Raw genomic sequence first — 235 nt, forward strand, 5'->3', positions numbered from 1 at the left:
AGGTCGGGCAGTCCGTAGTCGACCTGGATCGGGACGCTGCCGGCACGGGTGCTGAGCATCTTGGCCAGGTGGGCGGCCACCGAGGCGCTCAAGGCGTCGGCGGACGCGCCAAGGCTGTGCGCGCTGCCCGGACCGGCCAGGCGTTCGAACAGACTGCCGTAACTCATGAGCCGTTACTCCTTATCCAGCTTGCCGACCAGCGACAGGGTGAAATCGGCGCCCTGGTACTTGAAGT

Annotated in this window: 1 pseudogene; it reads right to left on the minus strand. The window is 66.4% G+C overall.

Annotation, left to right across the window (positions count from 1 at the left end):
- Window positions 1-167: pseudogene (locus tag FS767_RS23320) on the minus strand (type VI secretion system baseplate subunit TssE); the annotation flags it as partial.
- Between the last annotated feature and the right edge of the window lie 68 nt (window positions 168-235).

It is taken from the genome of Pseudomonas sp. DE0010 (genome assembly GCF_007680745.1).
Taxonomy (GTDB): Bacteria; Pseudomonadota; Gammaproteobacteria; order Pseudomonadales; family Pseudomonadaceae; genus Aquipseudomonas; species Aquipseudomonas parafulva_B.